The organism is Fibrella aquatilis (assembly GCF_017353255.1).
GTDB lineage: Bacteria > Bacteroidota > Bacteroidia > Cytophagales > Spirosomataceae > Fibrella > Fibrella aquatilis.
This window is the reverse complement of record NZ_JAFMYU010000009.1, coordinates 68,448-94,657: the sequence shown is the minus strand read 5'-3', so window position 1 is coordinate 94,657 and position 26,210 is coordinate 68,448. Positions and strand designations below refer to the sequence as shown.

Here is a 26,210-nt window from a genome sequence, read left to right as displayed (position 1 = left end):
ATATGAAAAAGCTCCTCCTGGTCCCACTCCTAACGCTGCTGGCATTTAGCCGGACCGCCGGTGATGCGGCAGTCCGACCGCCCGCGTCAGCACCCAAAAAAGCGATAACCCTCGCCAAAGCCACCCTCCAGGACAAAATCAAGGGCGGCTGGGCTGGGCAGGTCATCGGCTGCACCTTCGGCGGCCCTACCGAGTTTCGCTACACTGGCACGATGCTCAACGACTACCAGCCCATTCCCTGGTATGACGGCTACATTAAGAAAACGATGATCGAGAACTTCGGCCTGTACGATGACATCTATATGGACCTGACGTTTGTGGATGTGTTTGAGAAAAAAGGCCTCGACGCACCCGTCAGTGAACATGCTAGCGCCTACGCCACTGCCGGGTATATGCTCTGGCACGCCAACCAGGCCGGGCGCTATAACCTGCTCAATGGCATGAAAGCCCCCGACTCCGGCCACTGGCTCAACAACCCCCACGCCGACGATATTGACTTCCAGATCGAAGCGGACTTTTCGGGGCTGATGGCTCCCGGCATGCCCAACACCGCCGTGCAGATCGGCGATCCCATTGGCCACATCATGAACTACGGCGACGGCTGGTACGGCGGGGCCTACGTGGGAGCCATGTACGCCCTGGCGTTTACCTCGTCGGATGTCAATTATGTGGTGAACGAAGGGCTGAAGGTTATTCCCCAACAGAGTACGTTCTATCAGTGCATTGCCGATGTGATTAAGTGGCACCGGCAGTACCCGACCGACTGGAAACGGACCTGGTTTGAGGTGCAGCAGAAATGGGCCGACGAGGTGGGTTGCCCCGACGGGGTGTTCCAGTCGTTCAACATTGACGCTAAACTTAACTCGGCCTATATCGTGCTGGGCCTGCTCTACGGCGGGGGCGACTTTACCAAAACGATGCAGATTAGCACCCGCGCCGGGCAGGATTCCGACTGCAACCCGGCGTCGGCGGGTGGGATTCTTGGCACTATGCTCGGCTACGCTAATATCCCGGCTTATTGGAAAATGGGACTGGCCGAAGCCGAAGACATCGACTTCAAATACACGACCATGTCGCTCAATGACGTGTATGCCCTGGGTATGAAACATGCCTTGCAGGTAGTAGCCCGCAATGGTGGCAGCGTCAACGGGGATCAGGTTACGATTGTGCCCCAGACACCCAAACCCGTCCGGCTGGAACAGGCTTTTACGGGCCATTACCCACGGTCTGTAACCGGGATCAACAAAGACCTGACGGACGAATATAGCTTTGATTTCGAGGGCAACGGGTTCGTGCTGAAAGGAGAAGCCAAGCCCAAAAACCGCAGTTCATGGCAATACGAAAACCCCTTTGCCTTCACCGCTGAACTGTTTATCGACGGGCAGAAAGTGGAGACGGCCAAGTTACCCGCCGGTTTTACGGCGCGTCGGCATGACCTGTTTTGGAAATATCAGTTAACCCCCGGCAAACATACCGTCCGGGTACGGCTCCTCAATCCCGATGCCGACCACGTGGTCAGGATAGGTGATCTAATGGTATATGGCGACAAACCCCTAAAAATCAAGTATTAAGCCATGTTCATCATTGAGTCCTACGGCACAGCGGTGCTGTTTTGCGTCGTCACCATGCTTTGTTGGGGGTCGTGGGCCAACACCCAGAAGTTAGCCGCCGGTACGTGGCGCTTCGAATTGTTTTACTGGGATTACGTGCTGGGTATCGTCGGGCTGGCGTTGCTGTCGGCTCTCACGCTGGGTAGCCTCGGCGACGGTGGCCGCCCGTTTCTGGCCGATCTGCAACAGGCCGACAGAGCCAACATCGGCTCGGCCCTGTGGGGTGGGGTCTTATTTAACGCGGCCAACATTCTGCTGGGTGCGGCCATTGCCATTGCGGGCATGTCGGTGGCCTTTCCGGTGGGTATCGGGCTGGCGCTGGTCATAGGCGTGGTGGTGAATTACCTCCATGCACCCGTAGGCAGTGCCGGGCTACTGTTTGGCGGTATGGGCCTGGTTGTGGTGGCGATCTTGCTCAACGCCGTGGCTTACCGCAAGACAACCACCGCCGACAGAGCCACATCGGCAACGAGCCTATCAACCAAAGGTCTGCTGCTGAGTGTGGTGGCGGGTTGTCTGATGGGCCTGTTCTATGGGTATGTTGCCCAGGCCATGTTTCCAAACTTCGAACAGCCCGAGCCGGGTAAACTCAGCCCCTATACAGCTGTCGTTTGTTTTGCGGTTGGTATTCTGGGCAGTAATCTGGTGTTCAACACGCTGTTGATGCGTCGCCCTTTCGTCGGTACGCCGGTGAGCTACGCCGACTATTTCAGAGGCAGCGGGCGCGATCATTTAACGGGCGTACTGGGGGGGGTAATCTGGTGCATTGGCATGTCATTTAGCATTTTGGCTTCCGACAAAGCAGGGCCGGCCATCAGTTACGGATTGGGTCAAGGGGCTACGGTGGTGGCGGCTCTATGGGGTATTTATGTTTGGCGCGAATTCCGGGCGGCTCCCCAGGGTGTCAGCCGGTTGCTCAATGGCATGTTACTGTGCTACATCGTTGGGTTGGGATTACTGATTATGGCACGGTGATTAATTGGCCAATCGAGTTGACTCCACTACTATATATTTTTTAAGTCCAAAACCTATGAATAGCTCATTAACAAGTACCGATACTGACCTCTGGAACGCCTTCCGGCAGGGTGACGATGGCGCCTATGAGTCCATATACCGGGAGTTTTCGCCCGTTTTGTACAGCTATGGCTATCAACTTTGTCGGGACAGCAGTCAGACCGAAGACTGTATGCATGACCTGTTTGTGTATTTGTATCAGCATCGCAATACCCTGAACGAGACCAATTCCATCAAGTATTATCTGTATCGCTGCTTGCGTCGGCGCATTTCGGAAAAAGCGCAGGCAGCCAGCCGCTGGGTATCGGATGAAGATCCATTGACAGCTGAAAAGTTTGAGCCTACGACACCTCCCGAAATTGATTTTATGCAGGAACAGACTGCCTGCGAAGTCAAACAAAAATTAGATTATCTGCTCGGGAAGCTACCTAAGCGGCAGCGGGAAGCCCTGCATCTACTCTACTTTCAAGAATTGAGTTATCCTGAGATTGCCCAGATAATGGGGTTGGAAGTCAAAAGTGTGTACAACCTTACGTACAACTCACTGACATCACTGCGGGACCACATTCGACAAAGCAACCTTCAGTTTTTCGATTTCGCTCTGGTTGTTTTCTTTGGACTATTGCTCCATTAGTGTTGGCTGGCGATGATTTAGAGGCGTTTTGTACGATCCAGGAAAAAATTTGTATTTCAACAGGGCAAACAGCCAATTTTCCCCGTTTCTCTAGCCAGTTATACTTGAGTTTCCCAAAATGGATTTTGAAAATTACTCTGCTATTGATTTGGCCCTTGATGAAGGCTTCAAACAGTGGGTTCAGTCGCCAACGCCAGAGGCCACGTTGTTCTGGACGCAGTTTCTTCAACAACATCCTCACCAGGAGGAGGCCGTACTGGAAGCCCGGCTGCTGGTCGAGCAACTGTCTGTTGCCTCCGAGGTGGCCTCACCCGAACGGCTAGAGTTGCTTTGGGGACGGATTCAGACGGAACTACAAACTACAGTTGCTACTAAGAGGAACAGTACTCCCGATGTGATGCTACTTAAGTCGACTTGGTTCATGCCCATTCGACGAGCAGCAATCTGGGTGGGGCTGCTACTGGGCGGGGGCGGTTTGGCTTATTATCACTTCGGTTACGCCCCAACCATCCAGTATGAGACAGCTTACGGCGAAACCAAAACCCTCACTCTGCCCGACGGCTCTGTCGTAACCCTCAACGGCCACTCAAAACTGACCCTCCAGGCTGACTGGACCGGGCAACCTACCCGTGACGTATGGTTGGCAGGCGAAGCGTTTTTTGCGGTGAAGAAGCAAAAAAGCAACGGCGGTCAACCGGTGAAGTTTCGGGTACTGACCCCCGGTATGCGGATTGATGTGCTGGGGACACGGTTTAACGTGAACAGCCGTCGGCGCGAGACCGTGGTTGCTCTGGAAGAAGGGCAGATACAAGTGTGGAGTGAATCAACTGCCCACCAATCAACCGCCAAGCATCCAGTTGCCCTGATGCAGCCCGGCGACGTACTCAGCTATTCGGAGGCAAGTCAACACCTTGTTAACCAGCAAGCCAACCTAACTACGTTGGCCTCGTGGCGAGATAAACGGCTGATTTTCAACGATACGCCTATTGGAGAGATCGTACAGGCCTTGTCTGACAGCTACGGCATCGAGGTTGAGTATCAACGTCAGGGTATAGCCAACAAGCGGTTTTCAGGTTCTGTGCAAACCGACTCGGTTGCTGTCTTCTTCAAAAAGCTGGAGAAGATCTACGGTGTTACCGTTTTGCAAACGGCCAACCGCTTCATTATCAGGTAATAGTCAATCAAACCCTTACGGAATTAACAGTCCAATATGTCTATGAAACAACACCTACTCAACCGCCGGTCTTCCTGGATGCGGCCCTTCCCGCTAACCCTACTGCTTGGGTGTGCGGCTACCACTGGCTGGAGTCAGCACTATGCCTCGGCCCGCCCCCTGAGTCATGCTTCAGGTGTTGACATGAATCGGCAGGCCAATACGCGAGCCTTACCAACGAAGCCGCTGACCGATGTACTGGCTGAACTGGAACGCAAACACCAAGTCGTTTTCGACTTCGACAGCGATGTTGTTCGCAACAAAGTGGTTGGCATTGCCAATCGGTCTTCACGGACTGCTAAACTGGAGAACGTACTGGCTGAACTGCTAACCCCACTTGATCTGGGTTTTGAGAAGTCAGATAGCCGTTCTTACGTGATCTACAGCAAAATTGCCCGGCTACGCACCAGTACGAATCCGGAGCCGGCGTTGCCCGCAGCCGATGGAAAAACAAGTCCAGCTGTTGAACGCGTGTCAACTAATCAGGCCTCCCTTGATCGTACCGTGACTGGAATCGTTACGGATGCGAGTAACAGCGGCTTGCCGGGCGTGAACGTGGTGGTAAAAGGTACCTCAACCGGCACATCGACTGACAACGACGGGCGGTTTCGGTTAAATGTGCCCGAAGGACCGGCTACGCTGGTCCTATCCTACATCGGTTATGTCAGCCAGGAGGTTGACGTAACGAACCGCACCACGATCAGCGTCAGTTTAGCCACCGATGACCGTTCACTAACGGAGGTGGTAGTGGTTGGCTACGGTACCCAAAAGCGGTCTGACCTGACAGGAGCCGTATCATCAGTAAAAGGAGAAGTGTTCAGAAATTTGCCTGTATCTGACTTAGGGACCGCCTTGCAGGGGCGCGTACCGGGGCTACTGGTTACACAAGATGGTGGGCAACCGGGCAGCGGGTCAGGCATCGTGCTGCGCGGGCCGGTCAGCATCAACGGCGGTAGCCCGCTGTTTGTAGTTGACGGGGTTCCGCTCGATGGGTTGGGGTATAACTTCAATAACCAGGATATTGAGAGTATCGAAGTGCTGAAAGACGCGTCGGCAGCAGCCATTTATGGTGCCAAAGCGGCGGGTGGGGTCATTCTGGTCACCACCAAAAAAGGCAAATCGGGGCAATTGCGGGTAGGTCTTACGACCAACTACGGCGTTCGGAATGCCATCAACATTCCCAAAACCCTGCGTCGCGACGATTATTTGCGGGCTAAGGAAGCGTTCGGGTTCGATGTGGTTGATCTGTATGGTCCTAAATCAGGCTGGGGGCAGTTGCCCGACACCGACTGGTTTAATGCGGTGCTGCGGCAGGGGCAAGAGCAGAACTACACGGCTTCGCTATCGGGTGGCACCGAAAAATCACGATACTACCTGTCGGGCAACTATAATCGGATCGACGGCATCCGCATCGGCAACTGGCTCGAACGCTATACGTTGCGACTGAATTCGGAACACCAGATTAGCAGTCGGCTCAAATTTACGGAGACTTTTCTGGCCAAAGCGGGTCGGGAAGACCCCAACAGCAACACCAACCAGGGGGCATTATCATTTCGGAACACGCCGGTGATGGCCGTCTATGACCCGACCAACCCGAACGGCGGCTGGGGCAAAACCCCACGTGGATTTCAGGGTGGCCACGACGTGTACTCGGCCATCGGCAACGACCAGAAAAACCGCGATTCCGAGTTTTATGCCTCCGGTTCGCTGGAGTACCAGATTCTGGACGGGCTGACGGCTAAACTCACGGGCGGAACCCGCTTCCAGACCGGCGACAATTACAGCTATTCCTTCCCGGCTGACATCGGCTCCTTGCAGACGGAGTATTTCAGCAAAGGCATGTACCGTAACCAGAACTACGTGGGTACGTTGACGTTGAATTATGCCAAATCGTTTGGTAAGCACACGGTTTCAGCCCTGGTGGGCTACGAAGCCCGACGTAGTGATTACGCCAACCTGAGCTACTTTAACCTCAGCCCGCTGGTGTATTCGCCCCAATCATCAGATTTGTTCAAGAGTACAGCAACAGCCTCCGGCGGCTTCAGCCAGGGCGATATCTACGACCGGATTCTGTCGCAGTTCGGACGGGTTGAATACAACTACGCCGGGAAGTATCTCCTGACAGTAAACGTCCGGAGGGATGGGTACGCATCGAAATTTGGCCCCAACAACCAATTCGGTACGTTCCCCGGTGTGTCAGTCGGCTGGAAGCTGTCGGATGAAGCCTTCATGAACGATGTTACATTCCTGACTTCGCTGAAACTGCGGGCGGGCTACGGTCAGTTGGGCAACTCGACTCAGGGCGACTTTTTGTTTCAGGGTAGCTACGGAACAGGCTACTCCTATGACTTCGGGGCTGGTCGGCAAAGTAGCATTAGCCTGTCGAGCAAACTGCCCAACCCTGACATCCGTTGGGAGTCAGTAGCAACCACCAACGTTGGTGTAGACGGGGCTATTCTGAACAACCGGTTGTCGTTCAATTTCGATTACTACAGCCGTCAGACCCGTGATATGGTGTATAACGTTAATATTTCCCCATCAGCAGGGTTAGGGGGCGGCGTAGCCCGGAATATTGGCCAGTTGAGCAATGTCGGGTTTGAGTATAACCTGGACTGGCGCGACAAAATTGGAGACTTTACCTATGGCGTTGGGTTCAATGGGGCCTTCAACACCAACAAACTGCTGACGCTCAACCCAGACCTCGGTAACCAGACCCTGCGGAACGGCAACTTGACGGAACTGCACGATAACCGGGTTACGAGCCGGTCGGAGCCGGGACTGCCACTGGGGCAGTTCTATGGTTATCAGGTACTGGGTATTTACCAAACCAAAATAGCCGGTAACGAAACCCGGCCCAAAGTGGGTGACTACGTGCCGCAGGCAGGCGATCTGATTTATGGCGACCTGAATAACGACGGGCAAATCAACGACGATGACAAAACGTACATCGGTAACCCCTGGCCCAAGCTTGTCTACGGCCTCAACCTGACGGCTGGCTGGAAAGGAATTGACGTGACCATGTTGTTCTCCGGGGTGTCGGGTAACCAGATTTATAATGGCCTCGAATCCTACGAACACACGTTCTTCAGCGATTACACTACGACGAGCAAAATTTTTGAAACGTCGAATTTCGCAGGCAACGGCGTGACCGGTAAGCCTCGTGTAGGTACGTTGAGCGATCTCGATAAGAACGGTAACTGGTCAGCAGTATCGAGCTATCACGTGCAGAACGGCTCCTACCTGCGGCTTCGTAATCTACAGGTTGGCTATACCCTACCTCGGTCAGTGCTTGATCGGGCCAAAATCTCGTCGTTGCGCGTGTTTGTCATGGCCGACAACCTATTTACCATTACAAGCTACAAGGGTATCAATCCTGATCTCGGAGGTGGTTTTCTGAACCGGGGCATCGATAACGGTAATTTTAGGTACCCCGTTTCCCGCCTGGTTTCGCTGGGTATCAACGCGGAGTTTTAACAGACATCAAATATGAATCAATCTTTTATGAAACCCACACGCGGTTTCCGATTTTCGCAGGTAGCAGCCGCCTTCGTTTTTACGGCGGGCTGTTCATTGGCCACTGTGTCCTGCAAAGAGGACTCGTTTCTGAACGTCAGCGATCCCAATGTGCTGTCAACAACGACTTTTCCGGCAAAGGTTGCTGACCTCGACCTGATGGTGATTGACCTTTATGGGCGGCTACGCACGGGCTTTTACAACGGCGATAACTTCCGCTGTTCCGGTGTGCTACCCGACCACACCGCCGATATGGGATATAACGGGGCCAACTTTCCTGAATTTGCCGAACTACGGACGCTGCCCAGCGACGGGAAGCTGGGGGCTATCTGGCAAAACCACTACGAAAACATTGCCCGGACCAACTCCTTTCTAACCGAACTGGCTAAGATCCGAAAAGGCACGACCGACAAGGGGCAACTAACTCACCTGAACGAACTAGAAGGTGAAGCGCGGTTTCTGCGGGCAGTCAATTACTTTCCGTTGATCAACCTCTTCGGCGAAACCATGATCCAAACCGAAGCTGACCGCGTCAAAATGGGCATCCCCCTTCCTGACCAGGTGGCAACTGAACTGAGCCAGACGGTACGCGAACGGGCCACTATCGGGCAAGTGTGGGATTTTATCATCGCCGACCTCAAGAAATCCGACGAACTGCTGACGGGTAAAGTATGGGACGATGCCAACAAACCCCGCGTGAATGAGTGGGCGGTAAAAAGTTTGTTGGCCAAAAGCTACGTGTTTACCCAGCAATGGACCCTGGCCCGCGACCTGCTGAAGACCGTTATTGACAAAAGTGGGAAGCAGCTGGTAGACTACGCCGTGTACGCGAAGATGTTCAACGGGCAGAACGAGTTTAACAAAGAATCCATCTTCGAGATCAACTACACCAGTGATCGGCGGGATGTCTGGAACAGTACGCTCAATACCTCGTCGCAATACGGGATATTTATCAGTCCCGGTTACCTCGAAGACGACGGCGTGGGCGAAGGCACGAACGGCTTTGGCAACCTGTTCATCCACGATCAGAACAACGACCGCTTTGGGTTTACGGACACTACCGCCAGCACGGCGGGCATGAAAAGTGCCACCTACTACAAAAAGTCGGTTGAGTTACGCCAGAACAAGCTGGTTGACCCGCGTATGACGGTAGGAACGCTTCAGCCCTGGGTTGACTCGATCTACCTGTACAACAAATGGCGCAAAGTCACCAAAGCACGGGGGGAAGGGTTCCCGCTGGCGCAGAACCAGGCCTGGAATCACCGCAAATACGTGGTCATTGACCGGGGGTTGTGGGGTGGAGAGCCTGCCGAGAGCATCGCGACCAACTTCTACATGCTCCGGCTGGCCGATGTATACCTGCTCTATGCCGAAGCACTGCAACGCACGGGCAACACAGCCGGTGCATTGGAATACGTGAATAAAGTGCATCGCCGGGCTTACGATGTGCCGGTTGATGTGGCCTCGAAATACGATTACAAAAGCCTGACCGATCGCACGATGGCCCTCGGCGCGTCGGACCACCTGGCCAACGACCCACTCAAATACGAGCGCTGGGCCGAGCTTTTTGCCGAAGGACAGTGGTGGTTCGACGTGTGCCGCTGGAAAATTGGTCCGCAGGAAACGGCTTATTACAAACGGGTGAAGAGTGGTCTGCTGACCTGGAATGACCGGAAATATGCGTTTCCGATTCCTGAGAGCGAAATAATCAGCAACGCCAAAGTGAAGCAGAACCCGGGTTATTGATTAAAATTCATAGGTTTATTACCTAAATGCCCTGGTGTTTCGCCAGGGCGTTTTTTGTGTTAACCTACAGTGTGGCCCGCTGATTTGACCGATAGCTAACAAGACGTTATGTGCCTTACCCAACGACTACTACCCTGGCTGAGTTTGTTGCTGCTCGTTGCGGGGTGCAACCAAAAACCACGCTTCGAGCGGCTCACCCCAGCCGAGACAGGTATAGACTTCGCCAACACGATTGTTGAAGACGACAGCCTTAACGTGCTCGATTTTGAGTACATCTTCAACGGTGGGGGCGTAGCCGTAGGTGACGTGAACAATGACGGATTGCCCGACGTGTTTTTCAGTGGTAGTCAGGTGCCAAACCGGTTGTACCTCAACCGGTCGGACGGAAGCAAAATCCGGTTCGAGGACGTTACCAAGCAAACTGGTCTGCTGACACCCCATCGCTGGAGTACGGGCGTGAGCTTGGTAGACATCAACGCCGATGGGCTGCTCGACATCTATGTCTGCACCATCAACCCCAAACGCGGTGCTACCGGGGCTGCTAACCAGTTCTTTATCAACCAGGGTATCGGTCGTGATGGCCTGCCCCACTACCGCGACCTGGCTCCGCAACTGGGTCTCGACGACCGGGGGTACAGCACACAGGCCGCCTTTTTCGACTACGACCGCGACGGGGACCTGGACATGTACCTGCTGACCAATGCTTTAGAAGGGTATAACCGCAACCAGCCTCGCGGCCCGGTTCGGGATGGATCTGGCAAAAGTACCGACCGGCTTTACCGAAATGATCAGGGACGGTTTCGCAACGTTTCGCAACAGGCGGGCATTACTATCGAAGGCTGGGGATTGGGCGTTGCCGTTGCCGACATCAACGAAGATGGTTGGCCCGATGTGTATTGTGCCAACGATTTCCAGTCAAATGATCTGTTGTGGATCAACAATCAGGACGGCACGTTCAGCAACCGGCTCACCGACTACATGAAACACGGCAGCTATAACGCGATGGGCCTCGACATTGCCGACCTCAACAACGACGGCCACCCCGAACTGATGACCCTTGATATGATGCCCGACGATAACCGGCGGCAGAAATCGATGTTCGGCCCTCACAACCCGGATCGTTATCAGATGGGCCTTGATCGGGGCTACGCACCCCAGTTTGTGCGAAATGCCCTGCAACTGAATCGGGGGCTGGTTCGGGGCCGCGACGGTCGGATGCAGATCAGTTTCAGCGAAGTAGGTCAGCTATCGGGCGTGGCGGCCACAGACTGGAGCTGGAGTACGCTCATGGCCGATTTCGACAACGACGGCCTGCGCGACATTTTTATTACCAACGGCTATCCACGCGACATTACCGACCTTGATTTTGTGGCGTACAGCAGCCAATCCCAATCCACTTATTTCGCGTCTGACGCTAAAACCGACAATAAGACGAAAGAGAAACTGACGGAACTGATCGGCGTGAAAAAGTCGAATTTCATGTACCACAATCGGGGCGATATGGCCTTCGACGACGTGACTGAAGCCTGGGGGTTATCAATCCCTTCATTCAGCAACGGCGCGGCCTACGCTGATCTTGACAATGACGGCGATCTGGACATCATCACCAACAACATCAACGGCACGGCCTTCGTATACCGGAACCGTACCGACGAACGAAGCGCGAAGGCCGAGGCCAACAAAGCCAGCGGGCATTACCTGCGGGTAAACTTGGTTGGTGAGCCGGGCAACCCCGCAGGGTTCGGAGCAACAGTAGCCGTGCACTACGCCGGACCAAACAACACCCGGCAACGCCAAATCAGTGAACAGTCGCCATACCGGGGCTATGTTTCCACGGTAGAATCAACAGTACATTTCGGGCTGGGGGCCGTTGATCGGGTAGATACAGTACTTGTCCGCTGGCTCGACGGGCGAACGTCCCGGCTGGTCAACCTGCCTGCCAACCAGGTTGTGACGGTCAGGCAACGAGAGGCCCGCGTTGACCCGCCCCCGTCTGCCCACCCCGTCGAACCGCTTTTTGTTGAACTGACCGCCAATAACCCGATCCCGTTTGTACAGCGGGAAAATCCGTTTGTCGATTTTAAGCAACAGGTGTTGTTACCACATCTGTACTCGCGCAATGGCCCCGGCATGGCCGTGGGTGATGCCGATGGCAATGGCCTCGATGATGTATACGTGGGCGGGGCGGCCCTGATGAATAAGGCGTTTTTCTACCAGATGACGCCCGGAACATTCACCCAGAAGCCGCTGATGGTTGGCCAACGTCGTAATCTGGCCGACGAGATGGGGAGCCTGCTGTTCGATGCCGATGGCGACGGTGACCTGGACCTTTATGTCGTCTGCGGGGGTAATGAATGGCTGCCCAATGACCCCCGTTATCAGGACCGGCTTTATCGAAACGACGGCCCCCGTGGACACGGGCGCGGTGCCGACGGATTGCCCTTGTTCCGGGCCGACTCCGCTGCCTTGCCTGATACGCGCGCCAGCGGCTCGTGCGTGGTAGCTGCCGACTACGACCGCGACGGGGACCTGGATTTGTTTGTGGGAGGCCGCGTGACGCCGCACAGCTATCCGCTGCCACCCCGGAGTTACCTTCTCCGTAATGATTCGGGGCCGGGCACCGGGGTAAAATTTACGGACGTGACCGACCGGGTAGCTCCCGGCCTGTCGGGCATCGGCATGGTCACCTCAGCCCTGTGGAGCGACTTTGATACAGACGGACAGATTGATCTAGTGGTGGCGGGGGAATTTATGCCTATCTGCTTCATCAAGAATCAAGCGGGTAAGCTAAAGGTGAGTCCCACCAACTTGCCTGCTGGTTGGTGGAACTCACTAACCGCCGGCGACTTCGACAACGATGGCGACATCGATTATGTGGCTGGTAACATGGGAGTAAATAGCCGGTTTAAGGCATCTGCGGCCCAACCCATCAGTGTGTATGCCAAAGACTACGATCAGAACGGTACACTGGACCCGGTAATGTGCCAGTACATCCAGGGGAAATGTTACCCAGCCCACCCCCGCGATCAACTTGCCGAGCAGGTACCAAGCCTCAAGAAACGGTTCACGTCTTACGCTCAATACGGCGAAATGACCTTCGATCAACTCCTCAGACCCGACGATATGCACGGCGTGTATGTAGCCACAGCTACTGAATTCAGCTCTTCATACATCGAAAATCAGGGCAAAGCGGGGTTTCGGATCCGACCGCTACCGATGATGGCTCAGGCCGCGCCCGTATTTGGTATGCTGACCGACGACTACGACAACGATGGCAACCTGGACCTGCTGCTCATCGGCAATTCCTACGCTACCGACGTGCAGGTTGGCCGCTACGATGCGGGGAAAGGACTGCTGCTGCGGGGCAATGGACGGGGCGGTTTCAGTGCCCAAACGCTGGCCCGTAGCGGCCTCTGTGCCGACCGAGATGCCAAAAGCTTGGTGTGCGTTTCGACCGGGCCGGGGCAGTCGCTGCTGCTGGTGGGCAACAACAGTGACACACTCCAGACCTTCCAACCGACCACGCGAACGGCTCGTCAGATCACCCTCCGCCCCGATGAGTACGCTGCCACCTGGCAGAAGGCCGATGGGCGAACGCACCGCGCCGAGGTCTATACCGGGTCGGGGTATCTGGCCCAGTCCTCGCGGGTGCTGACCGTTGGGCAGCACCCGCGAGACGTAACCGTGCTGACCTACAAAGGCCAGCGACGACGGATAGTCGTCAGGTAGTTGTATCGCTCTGGCAAGCTTTTGGTAGTTGGGGACATTGTGGGGGCTGCTTATTTTTGCTCGGCCAGGAGCAAAAACATTTCAGCCGCGTGCCAGGTGTGGGGCGGGCTAAGTTTTTGCCGGATTAGGTCGCTATCCAGCAGTTGCAGTCCGGGGTAATAGGCATCGCTGGCGTTGGCTTCCCACGACAGCGGGTAGTCCTGATCGGTCATAATGCCGTTTACCTCCGGTGCGCCGGGGCGGCTATAAAAGTGATCCTCCGCCCAGGCTAGGTACGGGTAGTCACGGCGGTTGGCTGCGTCGAACCGTTTACCTGCCACATGCTGGTTTTTATAGCCCCACCAGAACAGCGACGAGTAGGCATCATACACCGCCGGGATCTGGTAAGGATCGGGCAGACCGAGCGCGTTCAGGCCGTATTTCATCCATTTTGTCTGAAAAACGGGGTGTAGTGCGTAATCGGTCTTGCCTTCGATGCAGGGGCCGGTGGCTGTTTGTTTTACGAATTGCCGAGCCGAGTCAAGTGTGGGACCAACGAGTGGGTGGTTTTTGTTGCTCACCAGGGAGATCAGAAACAGCACTTCTCCCGGATTGTCGGCTTCGGCAACGCCGTGATTATTGCGGTCGAAAGGATCGCGCAGGGCCATGATCCAGTCTTTTATGAGCCGGAGATTACCCGTTTGCTGCATCACCATGCCCATCAGGGCGGCATCGCGGAGCCAGGGTTTTTTGTAAACGAAAAAGTTGGGAACTGGTAGGCCCTGGTTTACATTGATGAGGATTTCATGGTGTAGCACCCGCAACACGGGGCCGTACCGATGCTGGTTGAAGTGGGGCAACCGAAGCGGAAACGGGCTGTTACTCAGAGCCGTGCTCTGATTACCTTCTCGCAGGAAAACACCTTGTTCCGTTTCAGTGATCAATACCAGTTGCTGCTGGTTGGTTTCAATGGCCACGGTATACTCGGAGGGAACGATAACGGCCCGGCGCACGGCCCACCGGCGTAGCGTATCGCCCGTGAGCGCGTCGGTGAGCAGCCCGTTTCGGTACACGAATTTTCGGCGGTCACCCATGCCGAACAGAAAAAACGGACGGTCAGGCATTGGCCGACTAACCGAATGCACCCGCCGCAGTTGGTTTAGGGAGGCGCGATAGCTAGCTAGTTGTTGGTCATAACGTGCCAACACAGACGTTGACCCCTGCCCAAAGGCCATGACCAAACCAGTCAGCAAATGAATCACTGCTACCCTCAGAAGAAAGAAAGAGATACGCATATAGTAAGCCAGATACAAAAACCTGCCAAAGCTAGGACACGGTTGCTCACTTTTAATACTACAAACGGGAAACAGCCGCCCACTTCCCCAATCAGCTACGATGAATCCTGCTACTATTCCCTGCTTCGAGACGATCAACGAGTTTCTGGACGCCATTGGGTCGCGGCACCGGACGCTAAACGATGACCTATTCTGCCTCCGGCTCGAAGATACCTACCCGCACACCCGCAATGTGATGCCGCCCTTCCGTAAGAACTTTTACTTTATGTCGCTCATCACCAATCCCGGCACCACCCGTATCGGCTACGACGATCAGTCGGTAGACAACCTAAACGCATTTCTGGTTTTTCAGGCTCCCGGCCACGTCTACAGCTGGCACCGCGACCAAACGCCTAAGGGGTTTTTGGTCTATTTTCGTAAAGAATGTTTCGATTTTTACCGGCCTGATTTCGACCGGGAGTTTCCGTTTTTCAATAGCCTGCACACCAACCTTTTGGCCATCCGGCAGGACCATTACGATACCTTCGCCAGTATGCTTAACACTGTCTTCGCGCACTACGACCGGTTTCCCCAACCCGGACAGCCGCCCGTTGCCGCCCTGAGTCTGCTGGCTGTTTTTCATCAGCTAAACGGCTTTGTGGCCGACTTGAACCGCTACGAGGAACGGTTTGTGACCACCGAGCAACGCCTGTTTCGCCGGTTCGTGCAGTTGATCGACAATGAGTACCTCGACAAACGCACCCTTGAGCAGTACGCCGACCTGCTACACGTTACGCCCCACTACCTGTCTGAATCGGTGCGGCTGGTAACAGGGCAGAAAGCGCTGCATTTCATCAATCGGAAACTGCTGCACGAAGCCCGGATTCTGCTGCGCCACACCAACAGCGACATTGCCGAAGTTGCTTATAGCCTAAACTTCAGCGATCCGGCCAATTTTGGGCGTTTTTTCAGAAAACACACCGGTCTGACCCCACTGGCCTTTCGCCAGCAAAGTCAATGAGGAATTGACCAGCAAGCCCCCGTTTCCGACCATACCGACTGCCCAACCCGGTCCTAATTTTGCCCCGAAATTAGCTACGACTCCCACAAATCAGAGTTATGAACATCGGAATCTTAGGTACAGGTATGGTTGCCCGCACATTCGCCCAGACACTACTTGCCAAAGGGCACATCCTCAAACTCGGCACCCGGAACGTGGCCGACACGCTGGCTAAACCGGGTAATACTAACACCGGTTTGCTTTCGTTTGCTGACTGGCTCCAGAGTCAGCCGGGGATTGAACTTGGCACATTTGCCGAGGCAGCCGCTTTCGGCGAGTTGCTTATCAACGTCACGTCGGGTGGTGCTTGTATGGTTGCTCTCGAAGCCGCCGGGGAGGCCAATCTGGGTCAGAAGGTATTACTAGACGTGGCAAATCCGCTTGATTTCTCGAATGGAATGCCACCCACGCTATCCATTGTCAATGATGATTCGCTGGGCGAGGCCATCCAACGGCGGTTTCCCAATGTGAACGTGGTAAAGACGCTGAATACCATGACGGCGGCTATCATGGTAAACCCGACGGCAGTGTCCGGTATGCACAACGTGTTTGTCAGTGGCAATGGTACCGCCGCCAAAGCAACGGCTTCTGCGTTTCTGACGGAGCAGTTCGGCTGGCCTGCGACTTCGATCATTGACCTCGGCGACATCACCACAGCGCGGGGTAGCGAGCAGCTATTACCAATCTGGATTCGGCTATGGGGAGCCTTGCAAACGCCGATGTTCAACTTTGCCATTGTCCGATAAGGCCATGAAAACGATCTTGATTACGGGGGCCACCGAGGGCGTGGGCAAAGCAACGGCACTCGCTCTGGCGCAACAGGGCCATCGGCTCATCCTGCACGGGCGCAACGCCGACAAACTTAACACGGTCATCTCCGAGTTAAAAGCCACTACCTCCAATGCCCGCCTAGAACCGATAGTGGCCGATTTTTCGTCCCTTGAGGCAGTTACCGCAATGGCCCAGACCCTGCTTGATACGTATGACCGGCTTGATGTGCTGATTAATAACGCGGGGGCTATGTTTAGCCACCGGCAGGTTAGCCAGGATGGTTTTGAACAGATGGTGACCATCAATTATCTCGCGCCTTACCTACTAACGGAGAAGCTGTTGCCCCTACTGCGGGCCACGCCTAACAGCCGCATTGTCAATGTGTCGTCGGTGGGTTACAAATCGGCCAAACCAAATTTCGATGACTTCATGGCCGAACAACACTACAACATGCAGCGGGATTATTTCAACAGCAAGCTCTACGGGCTGTACCACACCCTCGATCTGGCCGAGCAGTTGAAAACCGATGGCATCACTGTCAACGCGGTGCATCCGGGCGGGGTACAAACCCAACTGGCGCGTGATTTCAAAGGGGGCATGAAATTCCTCTTCAACCTAATGATGCCCTTGTTTTTCGTCAGCCCCGAAAAAGGAGCCGAAACCTCGGTATATGTCGCCACTAATGACGAGGTGGCGGGCCTGACGGGTCAGTATTTCGTCAAAAAAAAGCCGGAGAAGCTGCTGCCAATTGGCACTGATTCCGCCAACCGGGCGCGACTGCGAACGCTGACGTGGCAGTATTTGGCCCCGTATCTGTAAAAAATCCCCTTCCCTCTGTGTTGCTCACACCACGTCGAATCGGTAATAAGTCGTTTGCTGATAGACCGCATCCGGCTCCAGCACTGCCGTCGGAAAAGCAGACTGATTGGGGGCATCGGCGTAGTATTGCGGCTCTAAACAGATGCCCCCAAATGAAGCAAACGGCTTACCCAGATACTGACCGCCGTAGACTTGAAGCGCAGGAGCCGAGGTACAAAGTGACAGTCGCCGTCCACTGTCGGGGTCTGTCAGGATCGCAGCAGGGCGCAATCCATCAGTCCCGTCCAGGCAATACTGGCAGTTCGGATTTGCCTGCACGAAAGAACCCACCTGTCGGTCGGTTTGCAGGTCAAGCTGGGTATCTCCAACGGCTAATCGCTGGCCGGTGGGCAGGTGCCGGTCGTTGAGGGGCGTGTAGTCAGCCGCCGCAACGGACAGGGTGTGATTTCGGACGTCCTGCCTGCCCGCCGATAAGTTAAAATAGCTATGGTTGGTCAGGCTGACGACCGTTGGCCGGTCGGTACGCGCTGAATAGGCCACGATCAATTCATTCCGGTTGGTCAGGTAGTAATGAATCGTTGTGGTCAACGTACCCGGATAGCCTTCCTCCAGATGCGGACTCACGTAAGTAAAATACAGCCCGTGCTTGCCCTCGGCATCAGCTTCCGTTACCTCCCAAAAACGCTGGTTGAAGCCGCTGAAGCCGCCGTGCAAGTGGTTGGTCAGCGCGGATTCGTTCACAGAAAGTTGATACACGTCATGACCAATCGGCAGCCGCCCCCGGTCGATCCGGTTGGCAAACCGACCCACCACGCAGCCGATATAGTAGGGGTCGGTCAGGTAGTCCTGTTCGTTGATATAACTCAACACGACGTTGGCTAAAACGCCAGTCCGGTCTGGCACCCAGATGCCCGTTATAGTGGCCCCGTAATTCAGCAGCGAAACCCGCATACCGCAGTCATTGCGCAGCACAAACGACCGCATGGGCGACAGGTCGGCATCGATCACTGCGGCCATAGGTGTTGCAGGAGTGCTTGATGGACGATGGCTCCCTGATGGCTTCGATCCATCGTCAGCACTATGTTGAACTGCTCGGTGGCTTCCGTACAGTGTCCCAGTCCAAGCTGACCCAACCCTTGCAGATAATGACAGTGAATTCGGTTGCGTCGGGTCAGATCATCATCGAAGATGAGCAGGTCGGGCAGCGATACGGCAAAGAAATCCAGTTTCACTTCGTCATTCAGGTGCTGAATGCCGTAGGTAAGCAGATTGGCAAATCGCAGCTGCGCTTCGTCGTCGCGACCCAGCCTGCGTAGAGCCAACCCCTGGTAGAAGATTGTTTCGGGGGGCTGGTCGTTGTAGAAAATGGCGGCAGTCGGCTGGTCAATGCCTACGGACGCTTGCTGCCACTCTTGTTGGGCCTGCACCGTGTCGCCTAGCCCGGCAAAGGCCTCGCCCAGCCAGAAATGAAGGTCGTTTTCTTGTGCGCCGAACAACTTACCCTCGCCAAGATTGGGCGGAAACGCATAGGCCAATTGCAGTTTCTCGATGCTCTTCCCAAACTGCCCGTTCCAAAGTGCATCTTTAGCCTGTCCAATCAATGCCTGAACGTACTGCTTGGACACCTTGCCCTCTCCCCCTTCCCAAGGGTGAAACGTGCGGGTAGCCAGTGAGCCAGATGCTTCCTCAAACTGACCAAGCAGATTATACAGCGTTATCCATTCGATATACAAATCGTCGCGTTGGTTAACTAACTGACGATGAGCTAATAATAGGCGAATGCGCTCGTCAAGGTGCCGATTAAGCCGTTTGTAAAGCTGGTCGAGTTCATACAGTACCCGCGCGTCGGATGGATCTAAGCGGAACGCAGTTTCGTAAGCACTTACGGCGTTGTCAGTCAGGCCAAGCCGGTTGTAATACGCCAGACCTAAGTTGCGGTGGACTGTTGGAAACTGATCGAAGCAGCTTCGGGACGCCTCCCAGGCCGTTATGGCTTCGGTGTACTGCCGTTTATCGTACCAGAAGTTGCCGAGGTAATACCAGGCTTTGTAATCCTGCGGCTGATGAGCCACCACCCAGTTCAGCACCAGCAACTCGTCGAGCCGGTTAGAAAACACTCGGTCGGGCGAGCAGGCAAATCCCCGGTCGGCCCATTGCTTCGTGGCCTGCTCGTCGCCGGTCTGCGCCGAAAAATAAGCCAAGTAATAAAACAGACGCGGGTCGGTGGCGATTGAGGCCTGCCGCAGCAGTAACGCAGTGGCCTCCTCGAACAACCCCGCCCGCCCGTAGTCAAGCGCTATTTCCAGGTACGTGTGTACACTGTCGCGCATGACGTGGCGAAGCTGATGCAGGTGTTCGTCGGCCCGTTGGACATCGCCTTTTTGACGCAAAAGCAAGTACAGCTCGTTAGCTGCCCCGAAGTCGAGCGGGTCGATCGTGAGCGTTTCGCGGGCAAGGGCTTCGGCCTGAGCCAGCCGGTTTAGCCGACGCAAGAGAGCTACCTTGAGATGGCGAGCCTGAAACCCGTGATATTGCCGAATGATGGATTGGTCGGCATAGCTCAGTGCCGTCTCGTACTGACCCTGCCGACTGCTTAGGCGGGTCAGTTCCAGGTAGGCTTTATCCTGCCAGGCTGCATTCCAGGCTGCTTTATGAAAAAGTAGGTAGGCTTCATCAGGCCGTTGCTGATACACCAGGGCCAGTCCCAGATTATAGAGCGGTTCACCCTCATACGGGTTCGGATTGTGGGTTGTCAGGGTTTGTATGGCTTGCCGGAAATACGGTTCAGCCAGGGCAAACTGCCCCCGGCGCAGATACCATAACCCTAGCGCATTGGCACAGCGGCTGTGACCCGGCTCCCGGCGCAGGCCCTCTTCGTAGTATGGAACGGGCGAGTAGTGGGCATGGCGGTACTGTTCCAGGTGCAGCCCGGCCAGATACAGGGCTTCGGTGGTAGACAAGGTTGACGGCTCGCCGATGGGCGTTGCCGGGTCAGGAATCGCCTCGCCCTGCCGACTGACGGGCGTATAACGCACCAGCAACCGACCCGCCCGGTCGATAACCGACACCATAACCTGCTGCGGCAACGTACCTGCGGGCAGCGATATCCGGTTTTCATACGTCAGCATCGGTGAAAGGTCGGCTTGTTCATCGACCAACACAGTTTCGTCAACAGTAAGCTGAACACGCAGGCCCGGCTGAACGGCGGTTACGTACACGGCAACAGAAGCAGTATCAGCGTCGATGTCCAGATTGACAAGCGCGTCAATCGTAGCGTTTTTCACGTACCCGATCTGTTTGTAAGGCATGAAATATTGCCGGAACGTGCGGGACTCGTTGGGCATTATCCAGCCAAAATCAGGCTGATTGTCGGTGAAAACCCCGGTCATTAGCTCAAAATAAGGACCATCTTCGTCAGTCAGTTGATGATCCCAAGCCTGCCCAAATTCACCGTGCCCCCAGGTCCACTGCTTTTTCCCCGGTGAGACGTGGTGACTGGCCACGTGCAGAAGTCCCGCCCGTTTGCCGTGATGATACCCGCCCACAAAGTCGAAGCCTGAATTAACGGCCATGTAGGAGGTAGGAACAGGGATGTTTTTGTACCACGAAATGTCGGTACCGGGGGCGTAGTCCACCTTGTAATAGGTACCGGTAGCAACGGGAAACGAGGATACATCGCGCCGACCGTGGTCATAAACGGCGTGTACATCGGGCGGGAAAACGGATTGGTAAAATTCATCGACGGCCACCGCCGGGTTAGCCCACCACAGAAATGTCTGCGGCAGTGACGTTCGGTTATATAACTGCCCCGTAATCTCCAGGTACGCCTTGCCGGGGTAAAGCGTAAAGCCAGCCATCCCTTTGGTATGAAAAAGCTGCTCAATTTCACCTACCCAAACGGTCTGGCTACCGTCGGCGTTGTGCTCAATCCGGTAATCGATGGGGTCGAAGGTGCTGGGACGGTGGTGTTGCGGCCAGTTGAACTCAATACCTCCTGATAGCCAGGGGCCAGCCAATCCGACTAATGCTGGTTTAATCACCCGATTGTAGTACACAAAGTGATAGTCGTTGGTTTTGTCGAGTGCCATCTGAATCCGGCCTCCCAACTCGGGAAGGATCATGATTTTGAGGTACTCGTTCTCCAGAAAAAGGGCCTGATAGGTCTTATCGCTTTTTTCGTCGAATACTTTATCAATGACCGGGTGCGGATACACCACCCCGCTACTGCCCTGATACACTCGTTTCTCCAGAAACATCGGGTTCTTGTCCGGCTCGCCAACCCGGTAGGTTGGAATCGTGATTGTTTCTTCCCATGCCTTTGCCCCGGCCACAGGCGATGTACTTGTTATCAGGTTCATTAGAAAGGAGTTGGATCAGTGGCCCGTAAAGATGGTTTCGAGTTCTTCGAGCGTTTTGCCTTTAGTTTCGCGCACGTTCCGGCGAACGAACAAAAAGCCGATCAGGCAGATACCGGCATACAGCCAGAACGGGCCGTAGGTGCCGAGGTATTGAGCCAGAATCGGGAAGGTGAACACCAGAACAAAGTAGGCTCCCCAGAGGGAGATCGTGGCGACGGAGATGGCTGTGCTACGGATGGCCGTCGGGAAAATTTCGGCGATGAGCACCCAGGTTACGGGAGCCAGCGAAGTTGCATAAACGGCAATGGCGACCAGTACCGTGGCAGAGACCCAGCCGGTGGCCGCGTGGGTTTGGAGCAATAAGGCTAGCACGATATACGAAACCCCTAACCCCACCGCCCCAATCAGCATCAGGGGCCGACGACCCAGCCTGTCTACCAGCCGCATGGCCAGCAGCGTGAACAGCAGATTGACCACACCGATAGAAACCGTCTCAAAAAGCTGCCGGTCCAGACTCGCCCCAACGGACTCGAAGATGGTGGAGGTATAATTGAACACGACATTGATGCCACAAAATTGCTGAAAAACAGCCAGGCCTATGCCCACAAATACAGCGGGCCGCACTCCGCGTTCGAACACGGCTGCAAACGAAGGAGGAGTCGTTTTGGGTAGTGACCGCTGGATGTTATGCAGCGTTTCCTGCACAAAAACCGGATTGCCAAGCTTGCCCAGCACCGCCTGAGCCAGAGCAAGCCGACCAGCCTTTACCAGCCAGCGCGGACTTTCTGGGAGCCAGAGTACACCGACAAAAAACAGAACAGCGGGCAATACGCCCAGGCCGAACATCCATCGCCAGGCTTCCGGCCCATCGTCCGATAGGTAGTAGTTGACTACGTTAGTCACCAATACGCCAATGACGATGGTGAGTTGATTGATAGCGACATTCCGCCCCCGGATGGCGGCTGGCGACACCTCGGCGATGTACATCGGGCTGAGCATGGAAGCCATACCTACTCCAATACCTGCCCCAAATCGCATGGTGACAAAACTGGTCAACGAACCAGCCAGGGCCATTCCTAGGGACGAAAGAGCAAAGAGCAGAGCCGCCAGTAATAAGCCTGGTCGCCGACCGTAGCGGTCAGATAATCGACCAGCCACCAGACAACCAACTATACAACCCAACGCCAGCGACCCCGTCAGGAAGCCTTCCCACCAGGCATTCAGACTAAACTCGACGCGCAGGAATGGCAGTGCCCCGGAAATAACGGCAAAGTCGAACCCAAAGAGATACCCGCCTAATGCCGAGATAAAGGAGATACCCAGAATGTAGGCATTATTGACAGAAGCTCCGGATGTTGTCATGAAATTATTGACAGAATTTTTAGCAAAAATCATGGATCGCTGATTAAAAGACCATGACGGTTATGCGGATTAAGCTGGATAATCTTATGATTTGATAAGTACTTTGTTCCATGAAAAGAGAGGAGGGGTTCGAGGGACAACGTAGCTGTATCTTATCGTCCGAATCAATAAACCAGGTCACGAGCTACCCGCATTGTCAAGGCCTGCACATAACCGACATTGGTTACTACCCTAACGCCCGTTTTCATTTTCGGGAACGCCCTAGAGGTAGCTCGGAGTGCATACTTATCTATTGTACACGGGGGGCGGGGTGGTATCAGGTTGGGCTAAATAAACACGAGATGACGGCAAACCAGGCTGTTATCCTACCCGCATGGGTACCGCACCAGTACGGAACAGAACCGGCCAACCCGTGGAGTATATATTGGCTGCATTTCGCGGGAAGTCAGGCTGCTTCTTTCCAGCAATACCTGCACAATGGCGATAGCGGCCCGTTAACAATTGCGCCAAATGAGGTAAGGCTCCAGCTTTTCGACGATATCTTTTCGCACCTGACAATGGCATTCAATGCGGACAATCTGCTGTACGCGACCAGTTGTCTGCCTCATTTTCTGGCTACGTTCCGGGAATCAGTTTACAAACAGGCAGTGCAGGATAATGCAGGGGATGTAGTAAATACTTCTATCAACTACATGAAACAGCATTTGCATCAGTCTTTGGCCCTAACCAAACTAGCTGAACAGGCGGGTTTGTCTCCGTCGCATTATTCGGCCCTTTTCCGGCAACAGACCCAGAGTTCACCCATTCATTTTTTCAGTTTCCTGCGAATGCAGCAAGCGTGCAGGCTTCTGGAGAATACGTCGCTTCGGATAAAGGAAATCAGTGATCGGCTTGGATTTGCGGATCCCTACCATTTTTCCAGAATGTTTCGTCAGTTTGCTGGCCAATCGCCCCGTCAGTATCGCGCAGCTGAGAAGGGATAGTCGTTAGCCATCAGTAGCACTTATTCAATGGTGAGTTGCGCTGACACTACGACTTGTTTGTGTGAGCGATGGTGGTATCTTGAACGAGGTGGAGCTTTGTCAAATAAGGAGGACTTGAGGAGATAGAGTGCTGGAAACCACAGCAGTCCACCCGGAATAGCCAGCCAGTAACCCGCTCCTATGCCAAGTACAAAAGCCAGTACAGCCCAATAGAACAAGCCTCGATTACCGATCCAGTATTGGCCAGCAACCAGCATTATGCAAAGCAGATGCAACCCGGCCAGCACCGACAACCCGCCGCCAAATGCACTGATGAAGAGCAATGGGTGCCAGGCATACGAGGCTGTCCAGACCACGAGCCACTCAGGCTGCAACGACCGCCAGAACAGACGGTTGGCCGGGAGTAGATGGGCTACTCCGCCCCCAACCAAATCCCAGGCCAACACAACGATAACCACCTGCTGACAAATAGAATGGTGGTACGTCAACTTACTGAGCGCCAGCAGTATGCTACTGGCTATCAAAGCACTGGTACCAATAAGTAGTTGGCTGCGACCATTAATTTCTTCACCAAAAATAAACTGAAGGACAGAGGGAACCTGTTTGATAGCCATACATCGGGTGTTTGCTGATCATTAAAAATGGGGGCCACTGAGGTAATGATTTGGCAACAACTGAGTCACATCTACGTAACAGCCAACAGTAGATTGTGCGGTCAGATACGAACCGCCTGGCCACAGGTTGTTCAATCGTTGGCTTAAGCAGAGATGTTGACCACTCAACGTATGAACGGACTAAGTAAGGTGGCTTGTCTTTACCTCGGATTAGGTCTGTTTGCTTGGCAATTGGTCCAACAATCAAAAAGTTACTCTGCTAATTCATTGGAATGGCGATTGAGCGATCCATTGAAACTTGAGTAGGGCAACGGAAATGACAACGTTATGGTTCAATCATTCTATTGGGTAGACGGTAATGTCCGCATGGAACCTGCCCAACTGCGCAGTCAACCGGGGCGGGTGGATAGTAACACTTGAACAGCCTCAAAATTAAGCACTTAGCTCACTTTTCTGTTTTTATGAGAAAGCCCATGTTCCGAGTAAACGTAATCTATAGTCAATCTGTCATTTGCAGAGCATTTTATTCTTTGCCTATACATCAAAAAACTTAATTTACAATAAGTTACTAATGACACCTAACCAAAAATTTGGTGAGACAATTAGCTCATTTCCATTCCCAGCCCAAGCTCATTGCAGCTTTATTTTGCAAGAGAGAAGCCACTTTCTTTACTGACTGATTCATACATCAATTTTTATAATCTCTTCCATATCTTGCCTTTATCGTCTCCATACTCAATGAGTCCTAGTTCTTGTGAAATTTTATATGATGGAAATAACAGTTTATCGCATGAGGTTAAGCTTGTACAATCACTACTAAGGAGGTGAATGAATGAGCCTTTATATGTGTAATTTTCAAAATATTCAACTCGGATGGCAGAAGGCTTTTGAAAAATTGATTTATCTTTTACATCATAACTTATGTATAGATATTTCGAATCTATATCATTATTTATAGCAAGGAGATTATTGAGTCTTATGTCAATTCTAATCACGATAGTTTTATTACTACTAGAAGTAAGCAAAATTTGCTCTGATTCACAAAGTGTACCACATTCTTCTCCACCACAGAATTCATTAAACATCTTGTACTGTATTGAAAGTGTGTCTATATCTCCTTGCTGGCTCCCAAATAGCAAGAAATTCTGTTTTTTATAAGGTACTAGCCAGTCTCTTACCGTGGAACTCAACGATGAGTCCAAGGGCTGAACACATTTATACGAACAAGTAGTCGTTAATATAAAAATCACTACTATTGAGACGATCAGTTTCATGATATCATTGATTAATTAATACGTAAAATTAACCTTAACAGGCAAGTAGACACCACTGAACGGCGATTGTTGAGAGAATATTTAGGTGATTCACGCAGTTCAGCGAAAACCGTGCGTTACAAGACGATTTTGACCATTTTCGAGTGGCTTGTCCTGCTATAATGGGTGATTCTAGCGGTACACCCACGGTCATGAAAAAGCCGCGTCCAGGCTCAACTGGCGCGGCTTTTTGACGAGGTAATTCTTTCTGTACTGTT

17 protein-coding genes are annotated in these 26,210 nt (G+C 53.8%); 11 read left to right on the top strand and 6 right to left on the bottom strand.

Annotation, left to right across the window (positions count from 1 at the left end; genetic code table 11):
- The first annotated feature begins 2 nt into the window (after positions 1-2).
- The 7 genes from J2I48_RS13035 (at position 3) to J2I48_RS13005 (ending at position 13,459) form a co-directional block, all read left to right on the top strand.
- Complete coding sequence (locus J2I48_RS13035) at positions 3-1,571, top strand: ADP-ribosylglycohydrolase family protein (protein WP_207335895.1); 1,569 nt, start codon at positions 3-5, stop codon at positions 1,569-1,571.
- A gap of 3 nt (positions 1,572-1,574) precedes the next feature.
- Positions 1,575-2,585 carry a GRP family sugar transporter gene (locus J2I48_RS13030; RefSeq protein ID WP_207335894.1) on the top strand — a complete coding sequence of 337 codons (1,011 nt, stop codon included), beginning with the start codon at positions 1,575-1,577 and terminating at the stop codon, positions 2,583-2,585.
- Between the two features lie 55 nt (positions 2,586-2,640).
- The gene (locus J2I48_RS13025; RefSeq protein WP_207335893.1) at positions 2,641-3,258 is read left to right on the top strand and encodes an RNA polymerase sigma factor; all 618 of its coding nucleotides are present in this window, start codon (positions 2,641-2,643) and stop codon (positions 3,256-3,258) included.
- Between the two features lie 118 nt (positions 3,259-3,376).
- On the top strand, positions 3,377-4,432 hold the full coding sequence (locus tag J2I48_RS13020) for a FecR family protein (protein ID WP_207335892.1): 1,056 nt from the start codon (positions 3,377-3,379) through the stop codon (positions 4,430-4,432).
- Positions 4,433-4,474: 42 nt separating this feature from the next.
- On the top strand, positions 4,475-7,945 hold the full coding sequence (locus J2I48_RS13015) for a SusC/RagA family TonB-linked outer membrane protein (protein WP_207335891.1): 3,471 nt from the start codon (positions 4,475-4,477) through the stop codon (positions 7,943-7,945).
- A 27-nt stretch (positions 7,946-7,972) separates the two neighbouring features.
- Entirely contained in the window at positions 7,973-9,730 is a 1,758-nt protein-coding gene (locus tag J2I48_RS13010; protein WP_207335890.1) for a RagB/SusD family nutrient uptake outer membrane protein, read from the top strand.
- A 108-nt stretch (positions 9,731-9,838) separates the two neighbouring features.
- On the top strand, positions 9,839-13,459 hold the full coding sequence (locus J2I48_RS13005) for a VCBS repeat-containing protein (protein WP_207335889.1): 3,621 nt from the start codon (positions 9,839-9,841) through the stop codon (positions 13,457-13,459).
- Positions 13,460-13,509: 50 nt separating this feature from the next.
- Here J2I48_RS13005 and J2I48_RS13000 read toward each other — a convergent pair whose 3' ends face one another.
- A complete protein-coding gene (locus tag J2I48_RS13000) occupies positions 13,510-14,733 on the bottom strand; it encodes a hypothetical protein (RefSeq protein WP_207335888.1) in 1,224 nt (407 codons plus the stop codon).
- 100 nt (positions 14,734-14,833) lie between these two features.
- On the opposite strand from J2I48_RS13000, the gene J2I48_RS12995 reads away from it, so the two are divergent.
- From J2I48_RS12995 to J2I48_RS12985, 3 genes are all read left to right on the top strand, one after another.
- Complete coding sequence (locus J2I48_RS12995) at positions 14,834-15,733, top strand: helix-turn-helix domain-containing protein (RefSeq protein ID WP_207335887.1); 900 nt, start codon at positions 14,834-14,836, stop codon at positions 15,731-15,733.
- A gap of 98 nt (positions 15,734-15,831) precedes the next feature.
- On the top strand, positions 15,832-16,518 hold the full coding sequence (locus J2I48_RS12990) for an NADPH-dependent F420 reductase (RefSeq protein ID WP_207335886.1): 687 nt from the start codon (positions 15,832-15,834) through the stop codon (positions 16,516-16,518).
- Positions 16,519-16,522: 4 nt separating this feature from the next.
- Positions 16,523-17,362 carry an SDR family NAD(P)-dependent oxidoreductase gene (locus J2I48_RS12985; RefSeq protein ID WP_207335885.1) on the top strand — a complete coding sequence of 280 codons (840 nt, stop codon included), beginning with the start codon at positions 16,523-16,525 and terminating at the stop codon, positions 17,360-17,362.
- Positions 17,363-17,386: 24 nt separating this feature from the next.
- Here J2I48_RS12985 and J2I48_RS12980 read toward each other — a convergent pair whose 3' ends face one another.
- Genes J2I48_RS12980 through J2I48_RS12970 form a run of 3 tightly spaced genes read right to left on the bottom strand, consistent with a single transcriptional unit; the run spans position 17,387 to position 23,082 of the window.
- Positions 17,387-18,379 carry an aldose epimerase family protein gene (locus J2I48_RS12980; RefSeq protein ID WP_207335884.1) on the bottom strand — a complete coding sequence of 331 codons (993 nt, stop codon included), beginning with the start codon at positions 18,377-18,379 and terminating at the stop codon, positions 17,387-17,389.
- A complete protein-coding gene (locus J2I48_RS12975; RefSeq protein ID WP_207335883.1) occupies positions 18,367-21,720 on the bottom strand; it encodes a tetratricopeptide repeat protein in 3,354 nt (1,117 codons plus the stop codon). The genes J2I48_RS12980 and J2I48_RS12975 overlap by 13 nt, the downstream gene beginning before the upstream one ends.
- A gap of 15 nt (positions 21,721-21,735) precedes the next feature.
- Entirely contained in the window at positions 21,736-23,082 is a 1,347-nt protein-coding gene (locus tag J2I48_RS12970) for a sugar porter family MFS transporter (protein ID WP_229376211.1), read from the bottom strand.
- Between the two features lie 110 nt (positions 23,083-23,192).
- On the opposite strand from J2I48_RS12970, the gene J2I48_RS12965 reads away from it, so the two are divergent.
- Entirely contained in the window at positions 23,193-24,065 is an 873-nt protein-coding gene (locus J2I48_RS12965) for an AraC family transcriptional regulator (RefSeq protein ID WP_207335881.1), read from the top strand.
- A gap of 20 nt (positions 24,066-24,085) precedes the next feature.
- On the opposite strand, the gene J2I48_RS12960 is transcribed toward J2I48_RS12965, so the two are convergent.
- On the bottom strand, positions 24,086-24,679 hold the full coding sequence (locus J2I48_RS12960; protein ID WP_207335880.1) for a hypothetical protein: 594 nt from the start codon (positions 24,677-24,679) through the stop codon (positions 24,086-24,088).
- A gap of 695 nt (positions 24,680-25,374) precedes the next feature.
- A complete protein-coding gene (locus J2I48_RS12955; RefSeq protein WP_207335879.1) occupies positions 25,375-25,953 on the bottom strand; it encodes a hypothetical protein in 579 nt (192 codons plus the stop codon).
- Between the last annotated feature and the right edge of the window lie 257 nt (positions 25,954-26,210).

What these genes read in the sequence shown, in the direction of transcription:
- J2I48_RS13035 (WP_207335895.1), top strand. Translation starts at nt 3, where the DNA reads ATGAAAAAGCTCCTCCTGGTCCCACTCCTAACGCTGCTGGCATTTAGC.
- J2I48_RS13030 (WP_207335894.1), top strand. Translation starts at nt 1,575, where the DNA reads ATGTTCATCATTGAGTCCTACGGCACAGCGGTGCTGTTTTGCGTCGTC.
- J2I48_RS13025 (WP_207335893.1), top strand. Translation starts at nt 2,641, where the DNA reads ATGAATAGCTCATTAACAAGTACCGATACTGACCTCTGGAACGCCTTC.
- J2I48_RS13020 (WP_207335892.1), top strand. Translation starts at nt 3,377, where the DNA reads ATGGATTTTGAAAATTACTCTGCTATTGATTTGGCCCTTGATGAAGGC.
- J2I48_RS13015 (WP_207335891.1), top strand. Translation starts at nt 4,475, where the DNA reads ATGAAACAACACCTACTCAACCGCCGGTCTTCCTGGATGCGGCCCTTC.
- J2I48_RS13010 (WP_207335890.1), top strand. Translation starts at nt 7,973, where the DNA reads ATGAAACCCACACGCGGTTTCCGATTTTCGCAGGTAGCAGCCGCCTTC.
- J2I48_RS13005 (WP_207335889.1), top strand. Translation starts at nt 9,839, where the DNA reads ATGTGCCTTACCCAACGACTACTACCCTGGCTGAGTTTGTTGCTGCTC.
- J2I48_RS13000 (WP_207335888.1), bottom strand. Translation starts at nt 14,733, where the DNA reads ATGCGTATCTCTTTCTTTCTTCTGAGGGTAGCAGTGATTCATTTGCTG.
- J2I48_RS12995 (WP_207335887.1), top strand. Translation starts at nt 14,834, where the DNA reads ATGAATCCTGCTACTATTCCCTGCTTCGAGACGATCAACGAGTTTCTG.
- J2I48_RS12990 (WP_207335886.1), top strand. Translation starts at nt 15,832, where the DNA reads ATGAACATCGGAATCTTAGGTACAGGTATGGTTGCCCGCACATTCGCC.
- J2I48_RS12985 (WP_207335885.1), top strand. Translation starts at nt 16,523, where the DNA reads ATGAAAACGATCTTGATTACGGGGGCCACCGAGGGCGTGGGCAAAGCA.
- J2I48_RS12980 (WP_207335884.1), bottom strand. Translation starts at nt 18,379, where the DNA reads ATGGCCGCAGTGATCGATGCCGACCTGTCGCCCATGCGGTCGTTTGTG.
- J2I48_RS12975 (WP_207335883.1), bottom strand. Translation starts at nt 21,720, where the DNA reads ATGAACCTGATAACAAGTACATCGCCTGTGGCCGGGGCAAAGGCATGG.
- J2I48_RS12970 (WP_229376211.1), bottom strand. Translation starts at nt 23,082, where the DNA reads ATGACAACATCCGGAGCTTCTGTCAATAATGCCTACATTCTGGGTATC.
- J2I48_RS12965 (WP_207335881.1), top strand. Translation starts at nt 23,193, where the DNA reads ATGAAAAGAGAGGAGGGGTTCGAGGGACAACGTAGCTGTATCTTATCG.
- J2I48_RS12960 (WP_207335880.1), bottom strand. Translation starts at nt 24,679, where the DNA reads ATGGCTATCAAACAGGTTCCCTCTGTCCTTCAGTTTATTTTTGGTGAA.
- J2I48_RS12955 (WP_207335879.1), bottom strand. Translation starts at nt 25,953, where the DNA reads ATGAAACTGATCGTCTCAATAGTAGTGATTTTTATATTAACGACTACT.